The organism is Streptomyces corynorhini, assembly GCF_003346515.1.
Taxonomy (GTDB): domain Bacteria; phylum Actinomycetota; class Actinomycetes; order Streptomycetales; family Streptomycetaceae; genus Streptomyces; species Streptomyces corynorhini.
Genome location: NZ_QQNA01000459.1, coordinates 1 through 1,353, shown reverse-complemented (window position 1 = coordinate 1,353; position 1,353 = coordinate 1). Strand labels below are relative to the sequence as shown.

Genomic DNA, 1,353 nt, shown 5'->3' with positions numbered 1-1,353 from the left:
CCAGACCCCGCTCCCTCATCCGACCTGATCCAAACGAAAGACCCTAGGCGGCGGCCTCCTCGGGCGCTTCTCGGATCCTGCTCGGTCCCGGTGCGGCGGTGGCGGTCGGCGCGGCGGCGCGGACCGGTCGGGTGTGCGCCTTCGCGACGCAGGGCGGCATCGCCGTCACGGCGGGGTGCTCGCGGGCGCGGTAGGCGCTCGGGGGCTCCCCCACGATCTCGGTGAACCGCGAGCTGAACGAGCCGAGCGACGTACAGCCGACCGACACGCACGTGTCGGTCACGCTCCACCCGGCGCGCAGCAGCGCCATCGCCCGCTCGATACGGCGGGTCATCAGGTAGCTGTACGGCGTCTCCCCGTACGCCGCCCGGAACCGACGCGAGAAGTGGGCCGGGGACATCAGCGCGTAACGGGCCATCGTCGGCACGTCGAGCGGACGGGCGTAGTCGCGGTCGATCGCGTCCCGGGCCCGGCGCAGGTGCGCGAGGTTGGCGAGATCCTGCGGGTCCATTCCAGGAGGCTAACACCGCCCTCCGACATCCCCTCCGAGCTGCGCGGATGCCAGGTCCGCCGTCGTCGGCAGGGCCTGGGCCCTGTCAGCGAAGTCCCGTCTGGTCGACGGGCGGACGGCGCTCCTGTGCAGACAGGCCCTGGGGCGCGGGCGCCATCACCTCCGCGAGGCGGCGCGCCAGCGTACGGGCGCCCGAGAGCGCCTCGACGGTGAGCCCGTCCCCGGCGCACCGCACGGGGGTGAGCGTGCCGGGGGTGAGCGAGCCGGGGGTGAGCGAGCCGGGCGCCACCGCCTCGGTCAGCCGCCAGCCCGCCGCCCGTACGGTCAGGCCGCGCGGGCCGGGGCCCGCGTGCAGCGCGGCGGCCGTCCAGACCACCAGCGCGTGCGGATCGGGCCGGGGCACCTCGTCGCCCGGGAGGGTCCAGCTCCGGGTGAGGTCGGCCGGGTCGGGGGCGATCACCGGCCCGGCGAGCGACCGTACCGTCGTCCAGAGCGCCGGGAGATCCGCGCAGTGGTGCCGACGGCCCGCCCGGTCGGCGAGCTGCCAGCCACCGCCCGGCCACGGCCGTACGGTGATCCGGGTACCGGCCAGCAGCCGCCGTACGGCACGGTGCCGCGCGGTCGCGGCGCCGGGGTCGAGCGGGGCGACCCGCTCGGTCCAGCCGGTCGCGGGCCGCCCGCATACTCCGCACATGAGGAGACCTCCTTCCGCTCAGGTGTCCGTGGTTCTCGCGTGTCCGTCCCTGGTCTCCGCTCAGACCATCACATCGCCGCTGTTCGGACCGAGGGTCTGGCCGACGTAGAGGTTGCCGCCGGGGTCGGAGGCGAGCAGCAGCACGGTG

At 75.3% G+C, this 1,353-nt stretch carries 2 protein-coding genes; both read right to left on the bottom strand.

Features of this window, described 5'->3' with window-relative positions:
- Positions 1-43: 43 nt before the first annotated feature.
- A complete protein-coding gene (locus tag DVH02_RS34490) occupies positions 44-511 on the bottom strand; it encodes a helix-turn-helix transcriptional regulator (RefSeq protein ID WP_114627758.1) in 468 nt (155 codons plus the stop codon).
- A gap of 85 nt (positions 512-596) precedes the next feature.
- Complete coding sequence (locus DVH02_RS34485; RefSeq protein ID WP_114627757.1) at positions 597-1,205, bottom strand: hypothetical protein; 609 nt, start codon at positions 1,203-1,205, stop codon at positions 597-599.
- Positions 1,206-1,353: the final 148 nt, after the last annotated feature.